Below are 23,685 nucleotides of genomic sequence, written 5' to 3' on the forward strand. Positions count from 1 at the left end.
GTACGGATCCGGGTCACGCTTCCCCTCCGTCGTCCTCGGCGAGCAGGGCACGCAGCTGCGCCTCGACCTCCTCGTCGGAGAGGTCGTCGAGGCCGGCCAGGTCGCCGTCCGGCCCCGTCCGGCTGACCGCCTCGATCCGGTCGGCCGCCGGGTCGGTGGGGGCGCCGGGGTCGGCCAGCACGGTCACGGTGTGCGCCACGGTCGGGCTGTCGAAGAAGCCGCGCAGGTTCAGCTCCACCCCGAACCGGCCGCGGATCTTCGCGCCGATCTGCACGGCGGCCAGCGAGTGTCCACCGAGGGCGAAGAAGTCGTCGTGGACGCCGACCCGGTCCAGCCCGAGGACCTCCTGCCAGATCTCGGCCACCGCCCGTTCCGCGTCGGTGGCCGGCGCCACGTACGGAGTGGCCAGGTCGGGCCGCGGGTGGGTGCCCCGGGGCGGGGCGATCTGCTCGACCTCACCGGCGAGCAGCGCCGGGGTGATCGAGGCCGCGAGCCGGCGCAGCCCGGCCAGGTCCCGGCCGGTGACCACCACCTGCTCGGGCAGGACCGGCGCGCCGAGCAGCCGGTCGAAGGCGGCCATCCCGTCGGCCGCGGTCATCCCCTCGCTGAGGACGTGCAGCGTGCCCGGCGCGGCCGCGGTATCCGGGTCGGCGGCGGTGACCGCACCGCTGCGCACCTGTTCCAGCAGGCCGTCGATGTCGTTGATCCGCTTGATGGTGAAGTCGACGATGCTGGCCAGCAGCCGTCCCTGCGGGGAGAGCAGCTCGATGCTGACGGTCAGGGTCTCGCCGGAGTCGCCCGACTCGGCGACCTCCACATGGCAGTGGATCACCCGGGTCAGCGGCGCGAAGACCCGCAGGCTGCGGTAGGTGAACGGCAGGTAGAAGACGTCCCGGGCCCGGATCCGGGCCGAGGCGCCGGCCACGTCGAGCAGCGCCGGGTGCAGCGGGTAGCGCTCCAGGTCGGCGGCGAACTCCTCGGCCAGTTCCAGGGTGACCATCAACCGCTGCGCGCCGGCCTCGATGCGACGCAGGCAGCGCCAGCGCGGACCGAAGGAGAACTGCAACCGGCCGCCCTGCTCCACCCGGTCGAGCTTGAGCCGGCGCTTCAGCTCGTCCTCGGTGTCGATCACCTCGGTGACCGCGCAGTCGTCGCGCAGCCGGGCCAGATCCCGGCTGATCTCCGTGGGCCGCTCGGGGAAGGAGACCAGGCCCGTGGCATGCTCCTGCCACCGGGCCGAGTCGCCGTCGACCCGGCTCTGCACGCTGAACCGGAGCTGCCCGTCCCGCTCCTCGACGGTGGTGAACAGCTCGCGGGTCTGCCCGTCGGGCACGATCACCGGCATCAGGAAGAGCACGTCGTGCAGCTCGACGACCCGGCCGGCGGCCTGCTCGGCCACCGCCGCGTTGACCAACTCCAGGTACGTCGTACCGGGGACCAGGCCGTGCCCCATGATCCGGTGCTCGTCGACGATCCAGCTGTCGGCGGTGCTGAGCGTGGTGGCGTACGTCCGGGACTTCCCGGTCGAGGCGACCAGCCGGTGCAGCAGCGGATGCCCGGCCAGCGCGGTGCCGCCGTGCAGCCGCTCGACGAGGCCGGCGGCCATGCCGGTGTTGCGCCAGGTGTCCCAGCCGACGGCGGCCACCGGCGCCCCGGTGGCGGCCCGCCACTGGGCGAACACGTCCAGGAAGGCGTTGGCCGCGCAGTAGTCGCTCTGCCCGGGACCGCCGAGCAGCCCGGTGAGCGACGAGCAGAGCAGCAGGAAGTCCAGTTCGTCGGTGTCGCAGACCGCGTCCAGGTTGAGCGTGCCGACGGTCTTGGCGGCCAGCACCTCCGCCACGTCCTGGGTGGACTTGACCGCGATCAGACCCCGGGACGGGAGCCCCGCCGCGTGGATCACGCCGTGCAGCCCGCCGCCGGCCGTGCGCAGCCGGTCGACCGCGCCGGCCAGGGCGTCCCGGTCGGTGACGTCGGCGTCCAGCACGATCACCCGGGCGCCCAGTTCGCGGAGCTGCTCCAGGCGGCGGATCCGCCGGCTGGTGTCGTCCTGCTCGCCGTGCCCGGCCAGCCAGGCGGGCCACGCCGCCTCGGTCGGGAAGGCCGAGCGGGAGAGCAGCCCGAGCACCGGGGCGTCGACCGCGCGGGTGATCTGCTCGGCCAGGGCCAGGCCGACGCCGCCGAGGCCACCGGTGATCAGGTAGACGCCGCCGGGACGCAGACGGGTGCCCGCCGCTGCCGGAGCGTCCAGCCGGACCGCCTCGAAGTCGCGTACCCACCAGTGCCGGCCGCGCAGGGCCAGCTCCCGGTCGGCGGCGGGAGCGGTCAACCGGGCCAGGACGGCGGCGGCGGTGCCCGGCCGTCGGCCGCCGGCGGACCCGGCCGGGCCGGTCGCCGCGCCCCCGCCGGTCAGGTCAGCGCCGGTCAGGTCGAGCACCCGGCAGCTGACGTCCGGCACCTCCTGCGGGATGACCGTGGTGGCGCCGAGCAGCGGGGCATTCTCGGGCTGGAGTTCCTCGTCGCCGGTCACGCCGAACAGGCCCCGGCTGAGCACGTCGAGCTCGACCCTGCCGGTCGGCTGCACGTCCCCGATCGCCTGGGCCAGGGCCAGCAGGCTGTCGAAGCCGAACCGGCGGGCCCGGTCGATCCGGTCCGCGTCCAGGCCGTCGGCCGGCTCGGCGGTCAGGCTCCACAGGTGCACCACCCGGACCGTCCGCGGGGCGTACGCCTCCAGCGACTTGAGCAGGCCGGCGTACTGGTCCCGGCTGGTCGGGTCCAGCGCCCAGGCCCGGTCGCCGGTCTCCCGCAGCTCGTCGCCGGCGCTGACGCGCAGCACAACGGCGTCGCCGCCGGCGAGCCGCGCCGCCAGCTCGGCCCCGAGGGGCAGGTCGGCGCCGAGCAGCACCCACAGGGTCGCCCCGTCGGCACTCCCGTCCACCACCCCGGCGACCGGCTCGGTCAGCCGCCGCCAGCCGGGTACGTGGAACCACTCCGCGTCCGCCCCGGTGGTCACCGCGCGGCGCGGCGCCGGCGTGCTCTCCGGCTCGATCCAGTAGCGCTGCCGCTGGAAGGCGTACGTGGGCAGGCGCAGCAACCGGCGGGCCGCGTCGCCGTCCCGGGCCGTCCAGTCGACGGATGTCCCGGCGGACCAGAGTTCCCCGAGCCCGGTCAGCAGGTACTCGCGGTCGTCCCGCCGCTCGTCCGGATGGCGCACCGAGCCGACCGCGGTCCGCCGCTCGTGCCAGGCCCGGTGCTGGCGGACGAAGTTGCGCAGGGTCTGCCCCGGACCCACCTCCAGCAGCACCAGTTCCTCGTCGGCGAGGAGTACGTCCAGGGCGTCGGCGAACCGTACCGGGGCCCGCAGGTGCCGGCCCCAGTACGCGGGATCCGTGGCCTGCTCGTCGGTGATCCACGCACCGGTCACGTTGGACACGAACGGAATCGCCGGCGGGTGCAGCGTGACCTGACGTACCGCCGCGACGAAGGGCTCCACCGCCGCGTCCATGCTCGGCGAGTGGAACGCGTGCGAGGTGCGTAGCCGGCGGCGGGCCACCCCGGCCGCCGCCAGCCGCCGCTCCAGCTCGTCGACCGCCGCCGCCGGGCCGGCCACCACGCACAGCCCGGTGGAGTTCACCGCGGCCAGGCACAGCTCGTCGGTCAGCCAGCCGGCCGCCTCCGCCTCGGGCAGGAACACCGCCAGCATCGACCCGGTCGGCATCGACTGCACCAACCGGCCCCGGGCCGCCACCAGCGCCACCGCGTCCTCGAGGGAGAACACCCCGGCCAGGCAGGCGGCCACGTACTCGCCGACGCTGTGCCCGACCATCGCCGCCGGGCGCACGCCCCACGACATCCACAGCCGGGCCAGCGCGTACTCGACCAGGAACAGCACCGGCTGGGTGACCGAGGTTCGGGCCAGCGCCAGCGCCGCCTCGCCCGCCTCGTCGTCGTCCGCGAACAGCGGCAGCCGGGGGTCGTCCCCCAGGTGCGCGGCGAACAGTTCGGCGCAGCGGTCCAACTCCGCGGCGAACTCCGGCACCGACCGGTACAGGTCCCGGGCCATCCCCACGTACTGCGCGCCCTGGCCGGGGAAGAGGAACGCCACCGGTGTGTCCCGCCCGGCCACCGTGCCGCTGCCTGCCGTCGCGGCCTGCCGCAACGCGCCGACCAGGTCGGCGGCGTCCCGGCCGACCACGGCCGTCCGGTGCTCGAAGGCCCGGCGCCGGCTGGCCAGGGTGTACGCCACGTCGTCGAGGTCCACCTCCGGGTGCGCGGCCAGGTGGTCGGCGAGCCGGCCGGCCGCCTCGGCCAGCGCCGTCGCCGATCGGGCCGACAACGGCAGCACCCGGTGCGCGGTACGGGCGACGGCGGCGGACCCGGCCGGCTCCCCGACCGGCGCCTCCTGCAGGATCACGTGCACGTTGCTGCCGCCGATGCCGAACGAGCTCACCCCGGCCCGACGCGGCGCCGCCTGCCGGGGCCACGGCCGCAGCTCGGCGTTGACGAAGAACGGGCTGCTCGGCAACGCCAGCTCCGGATTGGCCCGGGTGTGGTGCAGGGTCGCCGGGATCGCCTCGTTGCGCAGCGCCAGCACCGCCTTGATCAGGCTGGTCACCCCCGCCGCCGCGTCCAGGTGCCCCACGTTGCTCTTCACCGAACCGATCGCGCAGTACCCGGTCCGGTCGGTGTGCTTGCGGTACGCCCGGGTCAGCGCCGTGATCTCGATCGGGTCGCCGAGGGCGGTGGCGGTGCCGTGGGTCTCCACGTAGCCGATGCTGTCCGCGTCCACCTCGGCCACGGCCAGCGCCTCGGCGACGACCTGTGCCTGGCCGTCCACGCTGGGCGCGGTGTAGCCGACCTTCAGCGAGCCGTCGTTGTTGACCGCGGTGCCCAGGATGACCGCGTCCACGGTGTCCCCTGCCGCGCGGGCGTCGGCCATCCGGCGCAGCACCACCACGCCCGCACCGTTGCCGGCGACGGTCCCCTGCGCCTGCGCGTCGAAGGGCCGGCAGTGCCCGTCCGGGGAGAGGATGCCGCCCTGCTCGTAGAGGTAGCCGCCGTGCAGCGGCACGCTGACCGAGACCCCGCCGGCCAGCGCGATGTCGCACTCGCCGTTGAGCAGGCTCTGCACCGCCAGGTGCACCGCGGTCAGCGAGGTGGAGCAGGCGGTCTGCACGGTCATGCTCGGCCCGGTCAGGTCCAGCTTGTACGACACGCGGGTGGCCAGGAAGTCCTTGTCGCTGGAGATCAGCGTCTGGTAGCTGCCGGCCGAGTCCACCGCCCGCTGGTTGGCGAGCAGGTTGAACAGCAGGTACGAGTTGAGGCTCGCCCCGGCGAAGACACCGATCCGCCCGGCGAAGGTCTTCGGGTCGTACCCGGCCGACTCCAGCGCCGTCCAGACGCATTCCAGGAAGACCCGGTGCTGCGGGTCGAGCACCTCGGCCTCACGGGGGTGGAAGCCGAAGAAGGCGGCGTCGAACTGGTCCGCGTCCGCCAGCACCCCCTTGGCCTTCACGTAGTTCTCCCGCGCGGCCAGCTCCGGGTCCACCCCGGAGCCGGCCAGTTCCTCGTCGGAGAGACCGACGACGCCCTCCCGGCCGGCCGTGAGGTTGGCCCAGAAGGCTCCCACGTCGGGGGCGCCGGGAAAGCGCCCGGCCATGCCGATGACGGCGACCTGGTTCAGGTCTCCGGTTTCGTCTGACACCTGCCTCACCTACCGTTCATGCCCGCGCCCGACGAGCGGCCGCCTGTTGACGTCGACTCAGGGACTGCCGGCGGCTCTCCGCCCGATCGCGGGCGTCGGCCAGCAGGTCGTCGCCGCCGCCGGGCCGGTTGAGGTGACCGGCCAGCGCGCCGACGGTGGGAAACTGGAACAGCTCGACCAGCGCCACGTCCCGGCCGACCGCCGCGACGAGCCGGAGCCGCACCTCGGCCATCAGCAGGGAGTGGCCGCCCAGTTCGAAGAAGTTGTCGTCCACCCCGACCCGGTCCACGCCGAGCAGCTCCTGCCAGATGCCGGCGACGGTTCGCTCCAGTTCGCCGCGCGGGGCCACGTACGGGCTGCGCAGCTCCGGGCGGGCCAGATCCGGCTCGGGCAGCGCCCGCCGGTCGACCTTTCCGTTCCGGGTGAGCGGCAGGGCCGGCAGGGTGGTGAACACCGACGGCACCATGTACTCGGGCAGCCGCTCCTTGAGCTGCGCGATCAGCTCGCCGGCACCCGGCACGGCCGGCCCGACCAGGTACGCCACCAGCCGGGTGTCCCCGGCGTGCGTCCGGGGCACCACGACCGCCTCGGCGATCCCGGCGCAGCTGGTCAGCGCCGCCTCGATCTCGCCCAGTTCGATCCGGAAACCGCGCAGCTTCACCTGGTGGTCGAGGCGGCCGAGATACTCGATCGCCCCGTCGGCGCGGATCCGGCCCAGGTCGCCCGTCTTGTAGAGCCGCGCCGGCGGCCGGCCCGCGTCCCGCTCTCCGGCGGCGGCCGGGCCGCCGGCGAGGCCGGTGCCGCTAGCGCCGCTGGCGGCGAGCTCAGCGGAGCCGGTGGTGAACGGGTCGGCCACGAACCGCTCGGCGGTCAGCTCGGGGCGGTTCAGGTAGCCGAGCGCCACGTTGACCCCGCCGATGTGCAGCTCGCCGGGGACACCCACCGGAACCGGCTCCAGGAACCGGTCCAGGACGTACACCTGGGTGTTGGCGATCGGACGCCCGATGGGCACCGGCCTCGGATCGTCGCGCCGGCAGGCCCAGGAGGTGACGTCGATGGCCGCCTCGGTCGGACCGTACAGGTTGTGCAGTTCGGCCTTTGACGAGGCGAAGAACCGGTCCTGCAACTCGCGGGGCAGCGCCTCGCCGCTGCAGATCACCCGGCGCAGGCTGGTGCAGTCCGCCACGTCCGGCTCCCGCAGGAACGCCTGGAGCATGGAGGGGACGAAGTGCATGGTGGTGATCTGCTCGGCCTGGATCGTCTCGACCAGGTAGCGGCCGTCGCGGTGCCCGTCGGGGCGCGCCACCACCAGGGTCGCGCCGGCCATCAGCGGCCAGAAGAACTCCCAGACCGAGACGTCGAACGAGTACGGCGTCTTCTGCAGCACCCGGTCGCCGGGGCCGAGGCCGTACGCGTCCTGCATCCACAGCAGCCGGTTGCGGATGCCGGCGAACGTGTTCGGCACGCCCTTGGGCTGGCCGGTGGAACCCGAGGTGTAGATGACGTACGCGACGTCCGCGCCGCGGACCGGGGTGGCCGGATCGTCGGCGGCGTCGCCGGGGTCCTCGGTGAGCAGTTCGTCGGCGTACCAGAGCGGCCCGTCCCAGGAGAGCTTCTCGGCCAGCGGCCGCTGGGTGAGCACCACCGCCGGGTCGGCGTCGTCGAGCATCAGCGCCACCCGGCCGGCAGGCAGTCCCGGGTCGACCGGGACGTACGCGCCACCGGCCTGCCAGATCGCCAGCAGGCTGACCACCAGCTCGACCGAGCGCTCCTGCACCAGGCCGACCAGCACACCCGGGCCGACCCCGGCGGTACGCAGCCGCCGGGCCAGCCCGTTGGCCCGGCGCACCAGCTCGCCGTAGCCGACCGTCCGGTCCGCGTAGCGCAGCGCCGGCAGCTCCGGCGTCCGGCGGGCCCGCGCCACGATCTGCTCGTGCACCCAGCCGGCGTCGGGCCACTGCCGGGCCTCGCCCCGGGACAGGGCCAGCACCGCGCGCCGCTCGTCGGCGTCGAGCAGCGGCAGCTCGTCGACCGGGGTCTCCGGCCGCGCGACAACCAGCTCGATCACCCGCCGGAAGTGGCCGGCCAGCCGGGCCATCGTCGCGGCCTCGAAGAGGTCCCGGTCGTACTCGAACCAGCCGCTCAGCCCGCCCGCGTTGTTGAAGAACTGCAGCTCCAGGTCGAAGCGGGCGGCCTGGGCGCGCAGCGGCAGCCGCTCGAACTCCACCCCGGCCAGGGCGAGGGTGGGCAGCGGGTCGCTCTGGTACGACAGCCCCACCTGGAAGATCGGCGGCCGGCTCAGGTCCCGGGCCGGCTTCAGCTCCTCGACCACCTTCTCGAACGGCACCCGCTGGTGGGCGTAGCAGCCGAGACAGGCGTCGCGGACCCGGCCCAGCACCTCGGCGAAGGTCGGGTTGCCGGCGAGGTCGGCCCGGACCGGCAGGGTGTTGACGAAGAAGCCGATCAGCGGCTCGACCTCGGCCCGGTCCCGGTTGGCCAGCGGCACGCCGACCACCACGTCGTCCTGCCCGCTGTAGCGGTGCAGCAGCACGCCGAAGGCGGCCAGCAGCGCCATGTACGTGGTGGCGCCGTGCCGCTTGCCGAGCGCACCAAGCGCGGAGAGCACCGGTTCCGGCAGCTCGAACGGGTGGGAGGCGCCCCGGAAGCCCTGCACCGCCGGCCGGGGCCGGTCGGTTGGCAGGTCGAGCACGGCCGGCGCGCCGGCCAGGTGCTCCCGCCAGTAGGCGAGGTCCGCCGACAGGTCCTCCCGGCGCAGCCAGTCCTGCTGCCAGGCGGCGTAGTCGCCGTACTGGACGGGCAGTTCGGGCAGCGCCGGCCGGGTGCCCGCGACCAGGGCGGCGTACCGGGTGGAGAGTTCACCGAGCAGCACCCCGACCGACCAGCCGTCGGAGATGAGATGGTGCATCGCCACCCCGAGCACGCAGTCGTCCGGGCCGAGCCGCAGCAGGGCCAGCCGGAGCAGCGGTCCGGCGCTGATGTCGAACGGCTCACGCAGCTCGGCGAGGATCCGCTCCTCCAGTTCGGCACCGTCGGGTGCCGTGCCGCACAGGTCCGTCTCCGGCAGCGGGAGGTCGAGCCCGGCGCGGACCACCTGCACCGGGCGGCCGTCCCGCAGCTCGAACGTGGTCCGCAGCGACTCGTGCCGCGCGACGACCCCGTTGACGGCCTGGCGCAACAGCCCGGTGTCCAGCGGGCCACGGATGCGCACCGCAGCCGGGATCAGGTACGCCGGGTTGCCGGGCTTGAGCTGTTCCAGGAACCAGATGCCCTGCTGCATGACGGAGATCGGGAAGACGTTCTCCGCCCGGGCGGGCTGCGCCTGCCCCCGTTCCCGCAGCATCTTCTCGAACAGCGCCCGCTTCTCCGGGGAGAGCGACGCCAGCCGTGCGTCGAGGTCGGTCACCTCACCCCTCCTTCTCCAGTGCGGCCTGCGCCTGCTTGTCGGAGAGGCCCTCCAACTCGGCGAGGAGTTCCAGGGCGACGTCCTCGAAGCGCTCGACCCGGTGGATGCCCGCAGTGTCGGCGACCCCGTCGTCCTCGCCGGCCGGCAGGCCGCCGATGATCTGGTCGGTGAGGGTGCGCAGGGTGGCGCCCTCGAGGAAGACCGCGATGGAGAGGGCGACGCCGAGCTGGCGCTCGATCTCGTTCTTCAGCTCCACCGCCATGAGCGAGTCCAGGCCCAGGTCGAACAGCGGCTGGTCCCGGCCGACCGCCTCCGACCCGGAGCCGAGGGTGGCCGCGACGCTGACCACCAGCTGCCCGATGAGGGTTTCGGCACGCCGGTCGGCCGGCAGGGCCAGCAGTTGCGCCCGGCTGGGCAGCAGGCTGGCGCGGGCCCGGCGTCGGGCCGGGCGGGCCGGTCCGTCGCCGCGCAGCAGCGGGGCGAGCAGCGCCGAGCCGGAGACCTCCTGGTAGCGGCGGCCCCACTCGGCCCAGTCGACCGGGACCACCGCGATCTGCGCGTCGTCGTGGTGCAGCAGCCGGTGGAAGACCCGCAGCGCCTGGCCGGGCCGCAGGGTGCCCATGCCCTTGCTGAGCCCCGGGTTGGCCTCGGCGCCCCGGTTCGCCAGCCCGACCCCGCCCCAGATGCCCCAGTTGACGCTGAGGCCGGGCAGGCCGGCGGCGCGGCGCTGTGCCGCCAGGGCGTCGAGGAACGCGTTGGCGGCGGCGTACCCGGCCACGAACGGCGAGCTGAGCAGCGAACTGGTCGAGGAGAACAGGACGAAGAAGTCCAGTTCCCGGTCGGCGAAGAGGCGGTGCAGCACCCAGGCGCCGACCGCCTTGGGCAGCAGCGGCCGCTCCAGGTCGGCCCGGGTCAGCTCCAGCAGCGGCGCGACCTCGCCGGTGCCGGCCGCGTGGATGACTCCCCGGATCGCCGGCCAGCCCTCCCGGTCGTAGCGGGTCAGCAGGTCCCGCATGGCCGCCTCGTCGGCGACGTCGACGGACTCCAGGTGGACGCTGGCACCGAGCGCCTCCAACTCCCGTACCGCGGCGACCCGCCGCGCCACCGGCCCGTCGGCGGGCAGGTCGGCCCACTCGGCGCGGGGCGGGATCGTGGTCCGGCCGAGCAGCACCAGCCGGCGGGCGCCGGCGCGCACCATCGACCGGGCCACCTCCAGGCCCAGGCCGCCGAGACCGCCGGTGATCAGGTAGCTGGCGTCCGGCCGCCACGGCCCCTCGCCGACGCCGACCTCGGGCACCGCCTGGCGGACCAGCCTGGCCACGTAGCGCTGGTCGCCGTGCAGCGCGATCTGGTCCTCGGCGTCCCGCCGGGTCAGCTCCTCGACCAGCCGGCCGACCAGCGCGGCGGGCGTCGCCTGCGGGTCGAGGTCGATCAGGCCGCCCCAGAGGGCGGAGTGCTCCTGCTGCAGCGACCGGCCCAGGCCCCAGAGGGTCGACTGGGCGACCTCGAGCGACACCGGGCCGCCGGCGGCGCCGGTCGGCTGCACCGCGCCCCTGGTGACCAGCCAGAGCCGGACCGACTCCGGGCCCTGCGCCCGGGCCAGGGCCTGCGCGGCGTACACCGCGCTCAGGCCGCCCCGCTCGTGCGCGCGCAGCAGCGCGGCGGCGTCGGCGGCCCCGCCGGCGCCGGTGCCGGCGTCGGCGCCGTCGAGGCCCCACAGGTGCAGCACCTGCAGGTCGGCGCCGTCGAGCCGCAACTCGTCGAGCAGCCGGCCGAGGTCCGCCGGGCCATCGAGGCGGACCTCGGCCTCGGCGCCCCCGCCGAAGCGGTACGCCGCGCCCGGCACCACCCGGACCACCCGCTCGCCCCGAGCGGCCACCGCGTCGCCGAACCCGGCGCCGATCCCGGCGGCGTCGGCCAGCACCAGCCAGATCCGGGCCGGTACCGGTGCCGCGTCCCCGGCCGGTGCGGGAACCTCAGCCGGCTGCCAGTCGAGCCGGTAGAGCAGGTCGTCGTCGGCGTACTCGTCGGCCGGGTCGTCGGGGCCGGTGGCGGCGGTGACCGGGGCCGCGTACCGGTCCCGGTCGGTGCGGCGCCGCTCCTGCCAGCAGTGCGTCTGCTCGAACGGGTACGTCGGCAGCGGCACCCGCGAGCGTCGGTAGTCCCGGTCGAAGCCCGACCAGTCCAGGTCCACCCCGGCGGCGTAGAGCTGGGCCACCGTGTTGAGCAGCACCGCCCAGTCGTCGTGCTTGGGGCGCAGGCTCGGCACCAGCAGGGCCTCCCCCGCCGGCAGGTTGTCGCTGATCATGCCGAGCAGGGTCGGCGCCGGCCCCATCTCGATGAAGGTCCGGTAGCCGAGCTCGCGCAGGGTGTCGATGCTGGCCGCGAAGCGCACCGGTTGGCGGGCGTGCCGGCACCAGTAGTCGGCGTCCGGGGCGGTGTCCCAGGGCCACAGCTCGCCGGTGAGGTTGGCGACCAGCGGGATGCGTGGCGGGGTGAACGACACCGAGTCGGCCGCCTTGCGCAGGCCGGGCAGGATCGGCTCGATCAACGGCGAGTGCGACGAGGTGGTGATGTGCAGCTGCTTGGTCTTCACCTCGCGCCGGTCGAACTCGGCGCGGATCTCGGCCAGCGCCTCGCGCTCCCCGGAGATGGAGGTGGTCCCGGGCCCGTTCACCGCCGCGATGGAGACCCGGTCGGCGTACGGGGCGAGCACCTCGGCGACCTCGGCCTCGGGGGCGAAGACGGCGACCATCGCCCCGTTCTCGGCCAGCTCCCACATCAACCGGCCGCGGTCGACGACCAGCCGCAGCCCGTCCTCCAGGCTCATCATGCCGGCCACGCAGGCGGCCACATACTCGCCGAAGCTGTGCCCGAGCACCGCCACCGGCTCCACGCCCCACGAGCGCCAGAGCTGGGCCGTCGCGTACTGCACGGCGAAGAGCGCCGGCTGCGAGTAGGTGGTCCGGTAGACCAGGTCGGACTCCGGGTCGGCCGGGTAGATCACGTCCAGCAGCGGCACCTCCAGCAGCGGCCGCAGGATCTCGTCGCAGCGGTCGATGACCTGCCGGAAGGTGGGCTGGGTCTCGTACAGGGTGCGGGCCATGCCGACCCGCTGTGGTCCCTGGCCGGTGAAGAGGAACACCACCTCGTTGCCACCGGCCGCGCCGACCACCGGCAGGTCGCCGGGGAGCCCGTCGACGAAGTCGGCGAGCTGGTCGGCGACCTCCTGGCGGGAGCCGACGGCGGCCAGCCGGTGCTTGAAGTGGGCCCGGCCGGTGCCGGCCGAGTAGCCGATGTCGGCCAGCGGGGTGGCCGGGTCGGCCGCCAGCCGCTCCTGGTAGCGCCGGGCCAGTTCCAGCAGGCCGTCCGGGGTCTTCGCGGACAGCGGCAGCACCGACCGGGGCCGCTCCGGCTCGGACCCCTCGGGCGCGGCCGGCGGCTCCGGCGCGGCCTGGACGATCAGGTGCGCGTTGGTGCCGCTGAAGCCGAAGCTGCTCACGCCCGCGATCGACCGCTCGGCCACCGCCGGCCACTCGCTGACCACGGTCGGTACGGCGAACGTGGTGCCGGCGAACGAGATGTGCGGGTTCAGCTCGGTGAAGTGCACGTTCGGCGGGATCGCGCCCCGGTGCAGGGCGAGCACCACCTTGATCAGCCCGGCGATGCCGGAGGCCGCCTCGGCGTGCCCGATGTTGGTCTTCGAGGAGCCCAGGTAGAACGGTGCGCCCGCCTCCCGGCCGTAGACCTCGGCCAGCGCCTCGACCTCGATCGGGTCACCGAGGGTGGTGCCGGTGCCGTGCGCCTCGACGTAGGACACCTGCTCGGGGGTCACCTCGCTGGCCTCCAGCGCGCGGCGCAGCACGTCCCGCTGGGCCACCCCGTTCGGGGCGGTCACGCCGGAGCTGCGCCCGTCCTGGTTGACCGCGCCGCCCCGGATCACCGCGAGCACCCGGTCGCCGTCGCGGACCGCGTCGGAGAGCCGCTTGAGCACCACGATGCCGCAGCCCTCGCTGCGGACGTAGCCGTTGGCCCGGACGTCGAAGGTCTTGCACCGGCCGTCCGGTGCGACCATCCCGGGGAACTGGGAGAAGGCCACGCTGGGCAGCGGGGAGAGCACCACGTTGACCCCGCCGCCGAGGGCCAGGTCGCACTCGCCGGCGCGCAGGCTCTGCACCGCCAGGTGCACCGACACCAGCGACGAGGAGCAGGCGGTGTCCACCGCCACGCTCGGGCCGCGGAAGTCGAAGGCGTACGAGAGCCGGCCGGTCACCACACTGTGCGCGGTGCCGGTGCTGGCGTACGCGGTGATGTCCTCCAGGCCGGGGAAGTTCTCGGTGGCGAAGTCGTTGCTGCACACCCCGAGGAACACCCCGGTGCGGCTGCCGGCGAGCGCGGTCGGGGCGTGCCCGGCGTTCTCCAGCGCCTCCCAGGTGATCTCCAGGGCGAGCCGCTGCTGCGGGTCCATGGCGAGCGCCTCGCGGCGGGAGATGCCGAAGAACTCGTAGTCGAACTGGTCGACCCGGTCCAGGAAGCCGCCCCAACGGGTGCGCATCTTGCCGGGCTGCTGCGGTTCGGTGTCGTAGTAGTCGTCGACCGGCCAGCGGTCGGCCGGGATCTCGTCGACCGCGTCCACCCCGTCCCGCAGGATCCGCCAGTAGCTCTCCGCGTCGACCGCGCCGCCCGGGAAGCGCAGCCCCAGGCCGACGACGGCCACCGGCTCGGTACGGGCGCGCTCGTACTCGGCGAGCTGCCGCTGCATCCGTTCCATCTGCAGATAGGCGCGCTTGAGGGTGGAGGTCGGCGCCTGCTCCTGCTGGCCAGTGGTCATACCTGAGGCCTTTCATCGATCTGGGTGAGCTTGGCCAGCAGGAGTGCCTCGACGTCGTCGTCGGAGAGCTGCTCCAGCTCGGTGGCCAGGTCGTCGTCCGGGGTGGCGCCCACCCCGGCGGGTGAGCGGCTCCCGGTGGCCGGTTCGGCGGCGGTGGCGGCCGGGCCGGCCGCTGCCGGGAGCGCGTCGGCGGCGGGTTCGGCCGCCAGCGGGATGTCCATCCGCTCGGCGAGGAAGGGAACCAGCGCGTCGATGGTGGGAAAGCGCCACGCGATGGTGGCGGAGAGTTCGACGTCCAGGGACGCCTCCAGCCGCTTGCGCAGCTCCAGCGACATCAGCGAGTCGAAGCCCATGCTGGCCAGCGGCGCGGTGACGTCGACGCGGGCGACGTCGAGCTTGAGCACCCGGGCCACCTCCCCGGCGACGTGCTGGGTCAGCAGGTTGCGCCGGCGGCGGCCGGGTTCGACGGTGAGCAGCCGCTGGCGTACCTCACCGGAGCGCTGCCGCTCCGCGGCGGCCGGCGTGCCGTCCGCCGCGACCAGGTCGGCCAGGAGCGCCGGCACCAGCCCGCCGGTGGCCACCGCGCGGAGCCGGTCCCGGTCCAGGGGCAGGACGGTGGCCTGGGCGGCCGGGGTACGCAGCAGCCGGTCCAGCGCCTCGATGCCGTCGTTCGGGTCGATGCTGACGATGCCCTGCCCGGCGAGCTGGCCGCCGCGGTCCGGGCGGGCCGCCAGCCCCGCCTCCGACCAGGGTCCCCAGTTGACGCTCAGCGCGGCCCGGCCCTGGGCCCGGCGCAGCTGTGCGAGGGCGTCCAGGAAGGCGTTCGCGCTGGCGTAGTTGGCCTGGCCCGGCGAGCCGAGCAGCGCGGCGGCCGAGGAGTAGAGGACGAAGAAGTCCAGGTCCTTGTCGAGGGTGGCCCGGTGCAGGTGCCAGGCGCCGTCCACCTTGGGCGCGGCGACGGCGCGGAACCGGGCCCGGTCGAGCTGAAGCATGAGCCCGTCGTCGAGCACACCGGCGGAGTGCACGATGCCGGCCAGCGGCGGCAGGTCCCGGTCGATCCCGGCCACCACGGCGGCGACCTCGTCGTAGCGGCCGATGTCGGCGTGCCGGACCTGGACGTCGACGCCGCGTCCGCGCAGCTCGTCGAGGACCCGTTCGGCCGCCGCCGAGGGCTGGCTGCGGCCGAGCAGCAGCAGGTGCCGGGCGCCCCGGTCGGCCAGCCAGCGGGCGGTCCGCAGGCCGAGGGCGCCGAGACCACCGGTGATCAGGTACGTGGCCACCGGCCGGACCGGCACCTCCCCCGGCGGTACGGCCGCCTCCCGCACGTCCGGCCGCAGCACGATCTTGCCGGTGTGCCGGGCCTGCGCCATGTGGCCGAACGCCTGGGCGGCGTCGGAGTAGCCGAAGGTGGTGACCGGCAGGGCGGCGAACTCGCCGCTGGCGAAGCCGCGCAGCACCTCGGCGAGGAGGCGCGCGATCAGCTTCGGCTGCTCGGCGAAGGCGCGTTCCAGGTCGACGGCGAGGAACGACCGGTTGTGCCGGAGCAGTTCGAGGCCGAGGTGGCTGTTGGCGTAGATGTCCTGCTTGCCGATCTCGACGAACCGGCCGTTCGGGGCGAGCAGGCGCAGGCTGCGGGTCAGCGCCTCGCCGGTGAGCGAGTTGAGCACGACGTCCACGCCCCGGCCGTCGGTCAGCGCCAGCACCTCGTCGGCGAAGCGCAGTGACCGGGAGTCCATGACATGCTTGACCCCGAGGCCGCGCAGCAGTTCCCGCTTCTCCTCGCTGCCGGCGGTGGCCAGCACCTCGGCCCCGTTGCGGCGGGCCACCTGCAGGGCGGCCAGCCCGACGCCACCGGTCGCCGAGTGGATCAGGACGGTGTCGCCCTCGCCGAGGTGGCCCAGGTACTCCAGGCCGTAGACCACGGTGAGGAACGCGATCGGGATCGCGGCGGCCTGCTCGTCGGTGAGCCCGTCGGGGATGGGGGCGACCATCTCGGCCGGGGTGGTGGCGTACGCGGCCATGCTGGACGGCGCGACGGCCATCACCCGGTCGCCGACCCGGTGACCGGTGACCCCCGCGCCGACCGCGGTGACCCGGCCCGCGCACTCGCCGCCGAGCGGCACGATGCCCGGGGGTACGCCGGGGCAGATCTCCATCGCCTTGAGGACGTCGTTGAAGTTGAGCCCGGCGGCGGTGACCTCGATCTGCACCTGGCCGGGCGCGGGCGGGGTCCGTTCCGAGAGCACCGGGGTCAGGCTGCCCAGGTGCCCCCGCAGGGACAGGAGGCGGTAGTTGCCGTCGGCGGCGGTCGGGTCGAACGGGTGCGGCCGCAGGTCGGCGTCGGTCGGGGCGGGCGCCCGCCAGGGGGCCAGCCGGGGGGTGTACCGACGTCCGGCCCGGAGCGCGACCTGCTCCCCACCGGTCCGGTGCAGCAGCTCGTCGGCGAGGCCGGCGACGGTGCGCGCCTCGACCGCCGGGTCGAGGTCGACGATGGTGGGACGCAGCTCGCCGTGTTCCAGGGTGACCACCCGGGCCAGCCCCCAGAGGCCGGCCTGGGCCGGTGCCGGGGTGCTGGGTTCGGCGGCCACCACCTGCGCGCCCCGGGTGACCAGCACCAGCCGGGGCGAGCGGCCGGCGGCCCGGGTGAGGGCCTGGACGAGGTGCAGGACGGCGACCGGTCCGAGCAGGTCGTTCCGGTCGAGTTCGGCGTCCCGCCCGCCGGCCGGGGCGTCCCCGGCCGGCTGGGCGGCGTTGTTGGCCGGGCCCGCCTCGGCCGGCTGCTCGGTGAGCACCGTGTCGAGGCTCCATGCGTGCACCACGCCGGCGCACGGTTCGGGCCGGGCCGCGCGCAGCTCAGCGAGGAGGGTGACGAAGTCCTCCGGGCGCGCCGGGTCGATCTCGTACCGGTCCGGGGTCGCCTGCCGGTAGGCGTCGCCGGGGACGGCGGTCACCGTGGCCACACCCCGGCCCGCCAGCTCGGCCCGGAGGTCGGCACCGACCGGGTCCGCGTCGGCGAGCAGCAGCCACCAGCCGGGGGCCGCGGTCTCCTCCGTCGGGTCGACCGTCTCCTGCCAGGAGAGTTCCAGGAGGGATTCGGCGACCCGGTCGGCGGTGCCGGAGCCGGCCAGCCGCTGGAGCCTGATCCCGGTGATCTCCCCGGCGGGGGTGCCGGCCGCGTCGTAGAGCACGACCCGGGCGCCGCTGATCTCGGGCGCCCCGACGCTGGCCCCGTCGACCGTCGCATGCGCCCACCTGGGCACCACCCGCTCGGCGGCGAGCCGGAAGCGCTCCACCCCGACCGGCAGGTACGTCCCGGCGTCGGTGCCGTCGCCGCCTGCGGTGAGGGCCGCCGCCAGCACCTGCAGGCAACTGTCCAGCAGGGCCGGGTGGACCAGGTACGGGTCGTGGTCTCCGGTCAGCTCGACCGGGTCACGCAGTTCGCCGAGCGCCTGGTGCCCGTCCCGCCAGATCGAGCCGACGCCCTGGAAGGCCGGGCCGTAGCGGAGCCCGGAGCGGTCCAGCCGGGCGTAGTGCTCGGCGCTGTCCAAGGGCTGCGCGCAGCGGGCGCGTACCGTGGTCAGCGGCTCGGCGGTCGGGTCCGGCTGGTCGGCCGGGTCGGTGCCGTACCGGCCGTGGGCCACCTCGCGCCACGTCCCGTCCGGTTGGGCCGGGCCGCGGCTGTAGATCCGCAGCGCGCCGCCGGTGCCGTTCTCCGGCAGCAGGACGAGTTGGAGGGTGTCGTCCTCGGCGAGTTCGTCGACGACGGTGACCCGGGTCAGTTCGATCCGCTCGACGACGGCCGCCGGGTCGTCCAGCAGTCGCCGGGTGGCGGACAGGGCCGCGTCCAGCAGCAGGCTGGCCGGCAGGACCGGAGTGTCCTCGACCACGTGGTCGCGCAGGTAGCCGAAGCCGGCCAGGTCGATCCGGGCGCTGAAGTGGTGCCCGCCCGGCTCGGCGGCGGAGCGGACGTACGTCTCCAGCACCGGGTGTCCCCGGTGGCCGGCACGGCGCGGTCGCGGGTACTCGTCGGTGATCCAGTGCCGCTCCCGCTGCCACGGGTACGCCGGCAGGGCGACCATCGGCACGTCCGCCCCGTGGACACGGCGCCAGTCGACCGGGTAGCCGGCGGTGTAGAGGCGGCCCAGCTCGCCGAGGATGGTGGCGTGACCGGACTCGTCGCGGCGCAGCGAGCCGACGACGACGCCTTCGCCCTGCTGGCGGGCGATCCGCTCGGTGACCGGGTCGCCGAGCATGGCGTGCGGGGAGATCTCCACGAAGATGTCGTGCCCGGCGTCCACCAGCCCGGTGACGGCGGTGTCGAAGAGGACCGGTTGCCGCAGGTTGGTGGCCCAGTAGCCGGCGTCCAGCGCGGTGCCCTCGATCGGCCCGGCGGTGACCGTGGAAATGATCGGCACGGTGGCCGGCCGGGGGGTGAGCCCCTCCAGCAGCGCGGCGAGTTCGGCGCGCAGCGGCTCCATCTGCGGGCTGTGCGAGGCGTAGTCGACCGATTCGAGCAGCCGGCAGAAGATCCCCTCGGCCTGGAGCGTCTCGGCGAGGGCCGCCAGCGCCGTACCGTCGCCGGAGAGCACGGTGGACTCCGGGCCGTTGCTGGCGGCAACCGAGACGGCGCCCGGTTCGCGCTCGGCGAGCAGGCGCTCGGTGCGGTCCAGCGGCAGCCCGACCACCGCCATCCGGCCGTTGCCGATGGCGGCCCGGATGACCCGGCCGCGCTGCCACGCGACCCGCATCGCGTCGGGGACGCTGAGCGCGCCGGCGACCTGGGCCGCGGCCACCTCACCGACGGAGTGCCCGACCACGGCGGCCGGCTCCACGCCCCAGGAGCGCCACAGCGCGGCGAGGGCGATCTGCACGGCGGTCAGCGTCGGCTGGGCCACCGCCGGGTCGTTGAGCAGCTGCTCGTCGGCGTGGGCGGTGACCACGTCGAGCAGGGACCAGTCGACGTACTGCCGCAGCGCCCGGCTGCACTGCTCCAGGGTGTCGCGGAAGGTCGGTACGGCGAGCAGGTCGGCGGTGAGCGGCCACCAGCGCGGGCCCTGGCCGGAGAACATGAAGACGGGCTTCGGGTGCCGGCCGACCCGCCGGCCGCCCCAGGAGAGGCCGGCCCGCTCCTCGTCGACGGCGTACGCGGCGAGCGCCGCCCGCAGTTCGTCGGGCGAGCCGCCGACGCAGGCCAGCCGCTGCTCGTGCTGGCTGCGGCGGGTCGCCGCGGCGGCGCAGACGGCGGCGAGATCGGTTCCGGCGTCCGGCGCGGCCAGCCGGTCGGCGTAGCGGGCGGCCAGCTCGCGCAGCGCCTCCGGGGTGCGGGCCGAGATGGCCAGCAGCCGGGCCCCGTCCTGGTCGGCCGGCGTCGACCCGTTGGCCGACGCCCCGGCGGGCATCCGACCGTTGCTGCCGCTCCGACCGTTGGTGAGCGGGCCACCGGTCGCCGCCGCCGCGCCGGGCGGGTAGGCGGCGTCGGCGGGCCGGGGCGGCTCGCCGAGGACCAGGTGCGCGTTGGTGCCGCCGAAACCGAAACTGCTGACCCCGGCCACGGCCGGAGCGTCCGGGGCGGGCCACGGTTGGCGCCGGTCGGCGACCCGCAGGGCGAGCTGCGCGAACGGGATGTGCGGGTTGGGCGTCTCGTAGTGCAGGCTCGGCGGGATCTCCCGGTGCCGCAGGACGAGCGCGGTCTTGATCAGACCGGCGATGCCGGCGGCGGCCTCCAGGTGCCCGAGGTTGGACTTGACCGCGCCGACGATCAGGGGCCGTCGCGGGTCGCGGTCGGCACAGGCCACCGCGGCCAGCGCCTTGGCCTCGATCGGGTCACCGAGCAGGGTGCCGGTGCCGTGTGCCTCGACGTACCCGACCTGCTCCGGCGGTACGCCGGCCCGCTCGTACGCGCTGCGCAGCACCGCCTCCTGGGCGTGCGGGTTCGGCGCCATCAGCCCGTTGGTCCGGCCGTCCTGGTTGACCGCTCCGCCGAGGATCACCCCGTAGATCGGATCGTGGTCGCTGACCGCCTGGGACAGTGGCTTGAGGACGACCACGCCGGCGCCCTCGGCCCGGACGTAGCCGTCGGCGCGGGCGTCGAAGGTCTTGCAGCGCCCGTCGCCGGCCATCGCGCCGGCCTTGCTGAAGTTGATCGCCAGCGCCGGCGAGAGGACCACGTTGACGCCGCCGGCGACGGCGAGCGTGCAGTCGCCCCGGGTCAGGCTGTCCACGGCCTGGTGGACCGCGACCAGCGAGGAGGAGCAGGCGGTGTCGACCGCGAGGCTCGGGCCGCGCAGGTCGAACAGGTACGACAGGCGGTTCGCCGCGATGCTGAACGCGTTGCCGGTGCCGGTGTAGGCGTCCACCCGGTCCAGGTCCTGGAAGGTCAGCTGCCCGTAGTCGTTGGTGGCGATACCGATGAAGACACCGGTGGCGGAGCCGGCCAGGTCCTCGGCGACCACGCCGGCATCCTCCAGCGCCTCCCAGGTGACCTCGGCGAGGAGCCGTTGCTGCGGGTCCATCCGGGCGGCCTCGTGCGCGGAGATGCCGAAGAAGTGCGGGTCGAACCGGTCGATCCGGTCCAGGAAGCCGCCCCACCGGGTGGTGGTCCTGCCGGGTGCGGCCGGGTCGTCGGTGTGCAGCTCCTCGACGTCCCACCGGTCTTCGGGCACCTCGCGGATCGCGTCGCGGCCCTCGGTCAGCAGCCGCCAGAAGCTCTCCGGGCCGTCCACGCCACCCGGGAACCGGCAACCGATGCCGATGATGGCCACGGGTTCGGGCTGGTCCGGCGTACCTGTGTCACCGGCCGGGCCGGCCCCACCGGGCCCACCGGCGGTGGCCGGTTCCGCGCCGGTTCCACCGGCGGTGGCCCGGTCCGCGGCGGGGTCGGCGGAAGCGCCCGTGCCGGGGTCGGTGGTCGCGGTCACGCCGGTGGCGGTGGCGGTGGCGTCGGTAGCGGTGGCGGTGGCGGCCGGATCGCCGGACGCCGGGGCGCTGAGGAACCCGGCGAGCGCGTCGATCGTGGGGTACTCCCAGATCAGGGTCGAGGAGAGCTCCCGGCCGAGCCAGCCCTCCAGCTCGCCGACCAGACCGACCAGTTCGACCGACTGGAGGCCGTAGGTGGCGATGGGCCGGGTCGGGTCGACCGTCCGCGGGCTGACCTTCAGCCGGGTGGCGAGCGTCTCGATGAGACGCTGTTCGACCTCGGCCCGGCCGGGCGTGACGGCGGGCGCCGGAGCGGCCGGCCCGGCGGTGGTCGCCGGAGTCGCCCGGCCGGCGCCGGTGGGGGCGCGCTCCGGGTCGGCGGCGCTCCAGCTCGCCAGGACCTCCAGACGACCGGCGAGGTACGACTGCCGGGCGGCGTGCCGTTGGAGTTTGCCGCTGGACGTCTTCGGGATACTCCCCTGCTTGATCAGGACCACGTCGTACGCCTGAAGACCGTGTTCCTGGGAGACGGCGCCCCGAATCGCCGTGATCACCCGCTCGGCGTCGAGCTGACTCCGGTTGCCGCCGACCTCCTGGATGACGACGAGTTGCTCCTCGCCGTCGACCTCCACGGAGCAGGCAACCCCGCAGCCGGGCCGCAGCTTCGGGTCGCTCTGCTCGACGGTGAACTCGATGTCGCTGGGGTAGTGGTTCTTGCCGGCGATGATGATCAGGTCCTTGCGCCGGCCGGTCACGAAGAGCTCCCCGTGCTCGTCGAGGAAGCCGAGATCTCCGGTACGGAGGAAGGGTCCGGCGCCGGTGCCGGCGATCCGCGCCTGGAAGATCTGCTCGCTCTCCTCGGGGCGCCGCCAGTAGCCCTGGGCGACGCTCCCGCCGCCGAACCAGATCTCGCCGACCCGCCCGGCCGGAAGCTGCTCACCCGACTCGGGGTCGACGATGGCCAGTTCGTGGTCGGCGGCGACCGATCCGCAGCTCACCAGGGTCCGGCTCACCTCGTCGGGGCCGGCGTCGGCCGCCCGGCCCTGGGCGAGGTCGGCGGCGCGGACCCGTCGTACGCCGGGCTCCTCCCCCTCGAGTCCACCGGAGACGAAAAGGGTCGCCTCGGCCAGCCCGTAACAGGGGTAGAAGGCACTGCGCCGGAACCCGGCCGGGGCGAACGCCGCCACGAACCGGTCGATGGTCTCGGCCCGGACCGGCTCGGCTCCGCTGAACGCCAGCCGCCAGCTGCTCAGGTCCAGCGCGGCCCGCTGCTCCGGGGTCGTCTTCGCCACGCAGAGCTCGTAACCGAAGTTGGGGCTGCCGCTGAGCGTGCCCGCGTACTTCGAGATGGCCTGCAGCCAGCGGATGGGCCGCTTGAGGAACGACGTCGGGGACATGAACGTCGCGGAGCAGCCGGCGTAGAGCGGTTGCAGCATCGAGCCGATCAGCCCCATGTCGTGGTACGGCGGCAGCCAGCTGATCAACCGGGTGTTCTCGACCTCGGTGATGAAGCGCTGGTTGGTCACCTCGAGGTTGGCCAGCAGGTTGCTGTGGCTGAGCACCACGCCCTTCGGCCGGCCGGTCGAGCCCGAGGTGTACTGGAGGAAGGCGATGTCGCTGCCGTCGAGATCGGGCTCCCGCCACCGGTCGGCGACGGCGTGGTCGATCCGGTCGACGGCCTCCCAGGTCAGCGACCCCAGCGCGGGGGCGAGTGCGGTGATCGGGTCGGCCATCGCGATGATCTCGGCCGGGGCCAGCACGATGGCAGGTTGCGCGTCCTCGATCACGCCGATCAGCCGGGGCAGAGTCCGCTTGAGCAGCACCGGGTTCGGGGGATACACCGGTACGGCGATCACCCGGGCATACAGGCAGCCCAGGAACGAGGCGAGATAGTCCAGGCCCGGTGGGCAGACGATGAGCGCCCGGTCGCCCTCGTTCACCCGCTCCCGCAGGGTGGCGGCGATGGCCCGCGCCCGCAGGTCCATGTCGGCGTTCGAGATGACGAGTTCGTCATCCTCGCCGTCGACCAGGAACCGGTACGTCGACGCCTCCGGACGCCCCAGGAGGACGGCCCGAAACTGATCTACGAGGGTGCGCGGCTCGCGGGAGCGGCCGGTGGATCCGGCCCGTCGCCCCGCCGGGCCAACCTGGCTCTCATGTGCATTGTCTCGCCCTGGGACCGACCTGCTCACAATCCGGTTCCTTCTGACGTCTGCTCCACCCGACCAGCGGGGCTCGGGCGAGCGAAGAGTTACTCAACAAACCCGCCCGACAAGGCCACAAAAAACCGCAGCACAATGCTGCGACGTGATTTGTATTCGCCCCTGCTGATGACCTTTTCCGATCGCGACGCCAGCATGGCAGCGCCACCAGTCCAATGTCAACTATTGCTGCTCCACCCCGGTGAAACCCCTTGTGAACAGCAGCTTCGCGGTACCCTTAGCCCCCATTGGGGACACCCCTACTCACCATTAGGCAAACCCCTATCCAGCATCCGACGGCGCCTCAGCTAAGCCTCAGCTAAGGGCGCGCCGGGCGGCCGACCGCGGGGCGAAATTCGCCGCACAAGGGCCACCCCTGCCACATTCCGGGCCGCACCACGACGTCGTCGGCAATTACGGGAATTCGGAATTAAATCTGCCCGACCAGCACGGGACACCGGAGAGTCATCTGCCATTGCATCGCCTGTGGTGAATGGCGGACGTGTTCCACCGACGGCGGGCGGCAGGTCCGGCCGCACTCCCCTCGGGTGCGCACCGCCACAGGCGAGCGTCGTCTCGCCGGCCAGGATCGCGGCCGGAAACCCGCGACCGT

The 23,685-nt window shown here is 74.2% G+C and carries 4 protein-coding genes; all 4 read right to left on the reverse strand.

Features of this window, described 5'->3' with window-relative positions; all coding sequences use genetic code 11:
* Positions 1-13: 13 nt before the first annotated feature.
* From ACIRG9_RS14085 to ACIRG9_RS14100, 4 genes are read right to left on the reverse strand one after another with little or no spacing between them, the layout of a single operon-like run.
* Positions 14-5,701: an SDR family NAD(P)-dependent oxidoreductase gene (locus ACIRG9_RS14085; RefSeq protein ID WP_402854852.1), complete on the reverse strand. Its 5,688-nt coding sequence runs from the start codon at positions 5,699-5,701 to the stop codon at positions 14-16.
* A gap of 16 nt (positions 5,702-5,717) precedes the next feature.
* Positions 5,718-9,125, reverse strand: coding sequence for an amino acid adenylation domain-containing protein (locus tag ACIRG9_RS14090; RefSeq protein ID WP_402854854.1), 3,408 nt, complete (start codon positions 9,123-9,125; stop codon positions 5,718-5,720).
* 1 nt (position 9,126) lies between these two features.
* Entirely contained in the window at positions 9,127-13,956 is a 4,830-nt protein-coding gene (locus ACIRG9_RS14095; protein WP_402854856.1) for a type I polyketide synthase, read from the reverse strand.
* Positions 13,953-23,063, reverse strand: coding sequence for an SDR family NAD(P)-dependent oxidoreductase (locus ACIRG9_RS14100; protein ID WP_402854858.1), 9,111 nt, complete (start codon positions 23,061-23,063; stop codon positions 13,953-13,955). Before ACIRG9_RS14100 ends, ACIRG9_RS14095 begins: the two co-directional genes overlap by 4 nt.
* Positions 23,064-23,685 lie beyond the last annotated feature (622 nt).

Origin of the sequence: Micromonospora sp. NPDC093277, assembly GCF_044765245.1 — a bacterium.
Taxonomy (GTDB): domain Bacteria; phylum Actinomycetota; class Actinomycetes; order Mycobacteriales; family Micromonosporaceae; genus Micromonospora.